The organism is Buttiauxella sp. JUb87, assembly GCF_004361975.1.
Lineage (GTDB): Bacteria > Pseudomonadota > Gammaproteobacteria > Enterobacterales > Enterobacteriaceae > Buttiauxella > Buttiauxella ferragutiae.
The window spans coordinates 1-8,653 of record NZ_SNVY01000019.1 but is presented as its reverse complement, the minus strand read 5'-3'; the positions used below and the strand labels follow the sequence as shown (position 1 = coordinate 8,653).

At 47.0% G+C, this 8,653-nt stretch carries 4 protein-coding genes; 1 reads left to right on the top strand and 3 read right to left on the bottom strand.

Annotated elements, in window-relative coordinates:
* From EC843_RS24335 to EC843_RS24325, 3 genes are all read right to left on the bottom strand, one after another.
* Positions 1 to 4,007: AIDA repeat-containing protein (locus EC843_RS24335; protein WP_133523193.1), on the bottom strand; the 4,007-nt coding region annotated here is incomplete at its 3' end.
* Positions 4,008 to 5,343: 1,336 nt separating this feature from the next.
* On the bottom strand, positions 5,344 to 5,898 hold the full coding sequence (locus tag EC843_RS24330) for a hypothetical protein (protein ID WP_133523192.1): 555 nt from the start codon (positions 5,896 to 5,898) through the stop codon (positions 5,344 to 5,346).
* 1,082 nt (positions 5,899 to 6,980) lie between these two features.
* A complete protein-coding gene (locus EC843_RS24325) occupies positions 6,981 to 7,535 on the bottom strand; it encodes an NlpC/P60 family protein (protein WP_133523191.1) in 555 nt (184 codons plus the stop codon).
* A gap of 922 nt (positions 7,536 to 8,457) precedes the next feature.
* Here EC843_RS24325 and EC843_RS24655 point away from each other — a divergent pair.
* A partial coding sequence (locus EC843_RS24655; RefSeq protein ID WP_208111339.1) for a hypothetical protein occupies positions 8,458 to 8,653 on the top strand: 196 nt, incomplete at its 3' end.

Genomic DNA, 8,653 nt, shown 5'->3' with positions numbered 1-8,653 from the left:
GCTGCCGTACTTGGCGATATCGTCATTTCTGACGGCGGTGCTGGCTCTACCGGGACCACTGGTGGGGTTGTCGGGTCTACCGGTGGTGCCGTCGGATCCACCGGCACTGGCGGAGCAGTCGGAACTCCTGGCTTTGTCGGAGAAAGTGACCAGGTGTCATTCCCGTTGTCCACCAGATAATACTGGTAGGTCCCCACATCCACGACTCCGCCATTGTTGGCCAGGATGAATTCTGCATCACCCCCCCCGGTTTTTATCATCTGCAGATTGTCCTCTGACACCGGACTGACCCCGGTATCGGCGATGAAGACATCAAAGTCGCCGTTAGCTTTGCCCGTCACTGTCAGGGTGTCGCTCTGAAGGGTTGCGACTTGGGTATTCATATAAAATGCTCCCGTCCCCTCCAGGCTGGTCACGGTCAGGTCGGCGTAGCCACTTTGTTCATAGTGAACACTGCCGCCATCCATGGTCATGGCACCCATATTGTACTGCGTATTGCTGCCACTGACTGCTGAGGTGTTGTCCAGATACAGTGCACCGGAATCCGACAGGGTCATATTCGCACTATCAGTCTTTGCGCCAGCTGTCACGGTTAACTGACCACCAGACGTGACGGACACATCGCCACCCAGGGTGGCACCGGTATAGATGTAGCCTGCTCCGCCATTCACCGTCAGGTCTGTGGCTGTTGCGCCCGATGAAACTGTCAGCAACCCGCCGCTATGGACTGCAGTGTTGTTCGCTGTGCCACCCTGGACAGCCTGAGTCCCGCCCGCATTAACGATGGTGCCATTGGCTGTGCCACCGCTGTCAATGGTTTGCTGGCCAGTATTGTTAACTGTGGTGTTATTAGCCGTGCCGTCCGCAAGCACCTGCTCCAGACCGCCGTTAACAGTTGTGCCACTGGTTATACCTCCAGCGTTAACATTAACCAGGCCGTCAGTGTTCACCGTTGTGTTGTTCGCAGTGCCACCCTGGACAGCCTGAGTCCCGCCCGCATTAACGATGGTGCCATTAGCCACACCGCCGCTTTCAATGGTTTGCTGTCCGGTATTGTTAACTGTGGTGTTATTAGCCGTGCCGTCCGCAAGTACCTGTTCCAGGCCACCGTTAACAGTCGTGCCACTGGTTATACCTCCAGCGTTAACATTAACCAGGCCGTCAGTGTTCACCGTTGTGTTGTTCGCTGTGCCACCCTGGACAGCCTGAGTCCCGCCCGCATTAACGATGGTGCCATTGGCTGTGCCACCGCTGTCAATGGTTTGCTGTCCGGTATTGTTAACTGTGGTGTTATTAGCCGTGCCATCCGCAAGTACCTGTTCCAGGCCACCGTTAACAGTCGTGCCACTGGTTATACCTCCAGCGTTAACATTAACCAGACCGTCAGTGTTTACAGTTGTGTCAGTCGCTGTGCCATCCGTGTTGACGTTAAATATTCCACCGTTCTCAATCAGGACATTACTGGCAGTATGCGTTATCGCATCGATGGCGAACGTCCCCAGAGCATTGGTGCCGCTGACGGAGGCATCGGTATTTGTGACAAGTGCAGCACCGCTGTTTTGTGTGACCCCGAGAGCAGTTCCACCTGCCATAACAGCCAACAGCCCACCGCTGTTAACTGTTGTGGCATTAGCAATGCCGCCGCTTTCGATATTTTGCGCGCCACCACTGTTAACTGTAGTGTCGTTCGCTGTCCCGCCGTGAACCACCTGTGAGCCTCCCTCGTTAACAACGGTGGCATTGGCAATGCCGCCTATTTCGATAGCTTGCTGGCCTGTATTGTTGATTGTGGTACCGTTGGCTGTGCCATCAGCCAAAATCTGTTCCCGGCCACCGTTAACAGTCGTGCCACTGGTTATCCCCCCAGCATTAACGTCAACCAGGCCACCGGTGTTCACAGCTGTGTTGTTCGCTGTGCCACCCTGGACAGTCTGAATGCCACCCGTATTAACGATGGTGCCATTGGCAGTGCCACCGTTGAGGACCTTTTGCTCGCCCGTAGCATTGACTGTCGTGTCATTGGCTATGGTATTGGTGTCAACTTGCTGGAAACCACTATTCACTATAGTGCCATTGGCCACACCACCACTTTTGAGTGCTTCATTGCCACCATTTACAACGGTGTCATTGGTTATGCCATTAACGTTAACTGCCCCACCAGTGTTCACTGTTGTGCCGTTCGCGGTGTCAGCAGTATTGACGGTGAAAATACCACCACTATCAAGCAGAACATTACCGGCGATGCCTGTTGCTGCATCAATGGAGAAGGCACCCAGTGCATTCGTGCCACTGACGGTGGCATCGGTATTCGTGACAAGTGCAGCACCGCTGTTTTGAACGACACCGACAGCAGTTGAGCCTGTATTAACAGTCAACAATCCCCCGGTGTTCACTGTTGTGTTATTGGCTACGCCACCGGTGAGGATCCTTTGCTCGCCCGTAGCATTGACTGTCGTGTCATTGGCTATGGTACCGTTTTCGACTTGCTGGAAACCACCATTCACTATAGTGCCATTGGCGACACCACCACTTTTGAGTGCCTCCCATGCACCATTTACAACGGTGCCATTGGTCACGCCGTGGACATCCATACCACCCGCGTTGACTGTAGTGTTATTAGCAACGCCCCCGGCATTAACGGTTACGTAGCCTCCGGTATTAATCGTCGTATCCGTCGCCGTGTCACCAGTATTGACGATGAAACGTCCACCATTCTCAAGCAGAACATTACTGGCTGTGCTCGTTGCTGCATCAATGGAGAAGGCACCCAGGGCATTCGTGCCACTGACGGTGGCATCGGTATTCGTGACAAGCACGGCTCCGGTGCTTTGTGTTACGCCAAGAGCTGTTCCGCCTGCTGCAACATTCAGCATTCCCCCACTGTTCACTGTTGTGTCATTGGCAATGCCGCCGGCGAGGATCCTTTGCTCGCCCGTAGCGTTGACTGTCGTGTCATTGGCTGTGGTACCGTTTTCGACTTGCTGGAAACCACCATTCACTGTAGTGCCATTGGCTATAGCGCCAGTGCCAGCTTTGAGTGCTTCATAGGCGCCATTTAAAATAGTGTCATTGCTTACACCGTTGACATTCATACCGCCAGCGTTGACAGTGGTATTATTAACAACCCCCCCGACATTAACGGTTACGTAGCCTCCGGTATTAATCGTTGTATCAGAAGCAGTACCGCCGCTGTTGACGTTGAGAAGCCCACCGTTCTCAAGCAGGACATTACTGGCAGTGTGTGTTGCTGCATCAATGGAGAAGGCACCCAGGGCATTCGTGCCAACGACGGTGGCATCGGTATTCGTCTTCAGCGCAGCACCGCTGTTTTGCGTGACCCCGAGAGACGTACCACCCGTTGCCACCTCCAGTATCCCGCCACTGTTAACCGTAGTATCGTTGGCAATACCACCTGCATAGGTATATTGCCAGCCACCCTCGTTAATGGTGGTCGTAGTCGCTTCACCTGAGACGCCCTGAAAAGCACCGGCATTCACCGTGGTATCTATCGCTGTACCGCCAGCCGCGATATCCTGCCTGCCCTGTGAACCCGTCCCCCAGATAGTGGTCGATATTGCAGTACCACCGCTATTGACGCTCATGGCGCCACCGGCATTAACAGTGGTCGATGTCGCCGTACCACCTGTGTTGACGTTCTGGCGCCCCCCGTAGTTAAGAGTGGTCAATATCGCAGTACCACCATCGTTGACGTTTTGAATGCCACCCGTATTGACCGTGGTCGTATCCGCTGTACCACCACTGTTAATATTCTGCGTACCTTGCTCCACGATCTCGCCGTTCACAGTGATACCCGCACCCACTTCAGTCGTGAAAGCATTCACTACTCCAGGAAGTGCCGTCACTGCCAGAATCGAAAGTTTTCTTGTCAGGACCGCACGACGCGCCACACCGTTACCGTAGCTTTTGCAATACTCTGCTACTGGCACCCAGGTTTCCCTGACATTATTCCAAACCAGACGATAGATATGATTTAAACCACTGTACATTGGATTACCTCAATAAGCTGTCTTGATAAATCAGTGTGAGCGGGCAGTTTGTTCTGGGGCAGTCAGAGAATAGTGTATATCATGATTTTGAGTTCCGACGGCAAATGTAGAGATATGGGGCGTTAATATTTAATGTTATCGCGGATTTAACAAAAATAAAAAACCATACAAATGATGTTTATGGTCTAAGGAGATATATTTTTAGTTTTGGAGGAAGTAAATGATAAAGATTATGGTTGTTTTAATATTTTAAAAACTAATGCAGATATATGAGGAAAATATAACGGAGTGTTATCTGTTGAATATACCCATAAATTTGAGGGGCTATATCCGACTCCTGTACCAGCGGAGCCAGAGAACTGCCGGAAGCAGAACGCTGAGTTTGCTGAAGTACAGCGAAGAGCATGCCGTGTGACGCGGGAAAGGAAGGGGGAAGCCTTAGGAAGGCCTGGGAATGGAATCTCGCTATTACAATACAGTATGTCTGTGCCTCCCTGGCAGCATAGAATCGACCAGTGATATATCGCGGAAGCTGAGTTGTGCTGGTTAATGGTAGTTTAGAGATAAACCGAAGGAGAAAGGAAGCTGGCTGCGGGAAAAGATGAAACGCAATCGCGGCATTAGAAGTTGGTAGAGGCGCACGTGTAGGCCTCTGAACCAGTGCCCAGTTCTGGCGTACTCTGTGTAAGGTTGTGGGCAGAAACGGAGAATAGCCTTGCCGACAATGCACAGTGAATGGTTTGTCTGGCTGGACATCATCCCTGTTCTTCGGCTCAGGTCATGGGCTGGGTGTAGCGCACCTTGCTCGGAATATGCAAACCGAGTGGTTGCTGCTTTCACCTCACGCTCAACTTGATTGATGACTGGTCGATAAGCCGGGGCAGCGAGCCTCTCTGTCAACTGAATAACCGTTTTCGTCAATACTGCTTTCTGCGTACGTTTACTATTGATGGGTAAGATCACAACCCATCGTTCCTGCTCTTTTATTAGCGTAGTGGTAGTGTCATTAAAGCGGAGCGCTTCGTACCTGAGCAGGATGCCACTGATGATAGTAAGCTTAAGGGGAAATGGTTGATTAGACGTTTCGGTTTCAATATCAGATATTACCGGGAGTAAGGCTGAAAAACGGCTTTCAACGACTTCAGAGAACCTGAGTGCTATATATGCCGCCATGCGAACATACTATTTGAGTTAATATCATTTTCCTGTGCCAATCTTGTTGTCGGCCTGGTTCAGGACAACGACAAAACGCCCTAAGCAGTGCATCAGGCGTTTTGCGGACATATAAGTTTCAACCCGCGGCAGGGCTAGTCATTTGCTTTTGGTAGAGTATTGATCACCTCTTCTTTATATCATCAGGTAGCGGATTTGGCTCATCCGGGTTTACCAGTCGGGACATCCATTTCTCTTGCCGGGCCAGCCACCAGTGCAGCGAAACATTACCTCTTAGTCCCCGGGCCATATCACGATCCCGCCATTCATCTTTCGGGGTAAAGGCGTTATTTGTGACAGCCTGGAGTTCAATACTGCAGAAAGTCCCCTCTCCAAGGAGATACTGCAGGCCAGTCAAACAAGCTTGTTCACTTTTATCCAGGAGTACGTGGGGTCGATGTTCTGTAATCATCTGCCATTTCATCAGCATATTTGGGGACAGGAAAACAGCCCAACGAATATCAGGCCGAACTTTTGTCGTCCATAGCCATGCAAACAACGTTTCCTGCAGTGCTGCTTCTGTCTCATAAATCTCACATAACACCACGTCTGCGTCACCCGCCTGTATCAGGGAGCGGAGGGTGGCATTATCGCTGGCTGAACCGGCAACCAACACTGGAAGCGTTGACTCGATAATCATCAGTTGCAAACCACGCAGTGATAGCGGATCAGTGCTCATAAGAATTGCTCGTTGCTTTATAACACTCACCACTCACCCCAAATGAGATAAATGAAGGTTACTGCCAAAGCGGTATACATAGCCATTAAGGACAGCAGCATAATTTGTAGAAAGGGTTTAACCATTATTTTCTCCTGATATCATATTCATCCTGAATACCGAGCACTGAATGTTTATTCTGTACAAAGATGTTCACTGGAAGGGAACAACACTCAACTAAACCATAGTTATCTGGTCTTTCTCCGGGGGGCTCCGGTCACTTGTCTCACTATGCCCATGACAACTCAAAGAATGTACTATCCCGTCAGCTGAAATAGCGGCCTTCTGTCAGAGGAAGGTGCTTGCAGAAAACCAGGCAATATAAAAATAATTACGTGGTATATAGTTCACGCACAACGAAATTAACATTGACACAGATCAGTTTCATGCATACTGCAATCATGATTTTCATCATAACCAAAGTTTTGATATTGACTGTCTGTCTATACACCTAAAGATAAAGGAAAGTGAATTCATACTTCTTTATTTGTGAAAATAATATCAATGAATATAAAAAAAGAAAGCCCCTCCTGAAAAAAATATGAAAGCATACATATGCCATAAATGATGGGTATTTTCATGCGTATTTTTATGTAAAAATAACAAAAAATGTAATTGAAATTTTAAAATAATAATTTCAGTTTTATTGGTTCATATATTTGTATGTTGGTGTAAATATATGATGGCACTATTTGAACTCACTTGTGAATACCCAAAAAAGTACTCAGTACAGGTATCGTGCCGACGGAATCTATTGCAATCACCAAACACAGTCGTTTGCTGTCACGACTGGTAAAGTGTTCATCGTGAACATATTCCACGTTCAGAAAATGAAATCAACGCTTTGGATGAGCACTATAATAGCAGCAGATTTTTGCACTCATATTGTCCGGAAAATCATGCTACTCATTAAGTATGCAGGTTTTGTAAAGTGTGTTATTTATGCTGGTTTTGCCATGATACATCTGCTGTAGAGGAGTTACTCGCGGAAATCCGTATATGCCCATGCGATGTAAGGGCACTGTTTTTCCTGATTGGTTGAGTTACCCAATCACACGCACGGATGTTTCGTAACGCGTCATCCAGTAGGTGTTATTCATGCTTGACGTGATAACCCCTTTTTTTCGTGATGCATGGATAAACTGGTCATCGCCAATATAAATACCAACATGGCGGTCCTGCCTGGAAGTTTTAAAAAATACCAAATCACCCACTTTTAGCTGCTGTTTTGTGATCTTCTGCCCTGATCGCATTTGCGCTGCAGTTGTTCTTGGCAAATGTACTGAAAATTCTTTAGCCATACGGCGTGTGAAGGCTGAGCAATCAATGCCTCGTCTGGAATCCCCACCTAATCGGTACTTTACTCCTTTCCAGTTATGGTAACTTTTCAACAAAACATGCTTGTCGCTAATACCATTCTTGTTCTTTAGCGATGTGGTGGGATGTTGCTGAACTGTACCTGAGGGGGGAGCAAAGAGAGGCGGATTGGGTAAATCAGCACTGCTAAAATGTTTCGGTAAATTAAAAGCATATAAAGGGTTGCTCCCGAGAAGAGCAGCAAATAGAACAGAGTAAATAATAAGGATTTTTAATGGCATTGTCAGACTTTTATTGTGGAAAAAAACTATCCCTGAGATATTAATTAAACCAGTACTGCCATTTTGGTTGGGCGAAAAATATACAGTTTCAGTGTGATATTCAATGAAATAAAAGTTGATTATTTTATTGAAATGTTAACTGTGAAGTTAAGTGAATGATCATATCAGGAATATCATCTTATTTTTAGCATACTTAGCTTGTCTGTTTTTCTTGAATTTAAATCATTCAAAAATAAATTTATCTTCTTTGGTGTATTCACATTTTTTATCTGATACTTAATGCAGGGGATGTCACAAAGAATCCGTCATTACTTGGGATTATCCGTTCAGACTGACGATACTGACCGCTGTGCGCGGCAATCACGTTTTTTCAACCGTTGATTGCTTTACTATTTTTCTTGATTAGCCTGTTTGATCGTTCATTACGTTTTTACATGGTGCATATTTATTGTCATAACGAAGTACAACAGTGATATTTTAACGGATGACCGGATCCCTCCATGTGATTAATTTTCAGCGTCAGGAAGGGTATCAGACTGCACACCAGGCGATTTTTCTATGACGCGCTTACTGCAAACAGGGGGGTATTGCTCAGTGTTCAGTCTGATACATTCCCTGTATCATTTGACGAATTTGTGAATTGAGTTTTGGTTTTAGCATTCAGACTCCACATTGCGTGGAGTCTTTTTTATTTCTGAAAACAACCGCCTGTTAAATTTCCATTTTTTAATGTCCGGTGATTCACAGTTCATTAAGCAGACTCAGGCTATAGGCAGGAGTGACTGAAGAACGATTGAATTCGATTAGAAAATGCCTGCACAGTATTGGTACGCTACTCTTATAAAATTAACAAAATGCAAACAATTAAGGTTTAAAATTAACAATTTCTTGATTGTGCGGGCATCGTGAGTTGGATGGTTGTATGTCATTGATGAAAAATAATAATAGTAATGCACTGTGTTTATTGATGATTTACACCCGAAGGAAACTTCTAGTTGGCCAGGGGAATGGATATTCAGTCGGCAAAGAAACGCTCAAGAAAATTCATTTAAAAATAAACAAACCTGTTTTTGTCATTCACCCTGCGGTATTGCATTATAGTGCTCATAAAGTATTCG

Bases quoted from the DNA above. Each gene is read 5' to 3' on its own strand.
- EC843_RS24330 (WP_133523192.1), bottom strand. From the start codon at position 5,898: ATGAGCACTGATCCGCTATCACTGCGTGGTTTGCAACTGATGATTATC.
- EC843_RS24325 (WP_133523191.1), bottom strand. From the start codon at position 7,535: ATGCCATTAAAAATCCTTATTATTTACTCTGTTCTATTTGCTGCTCTT.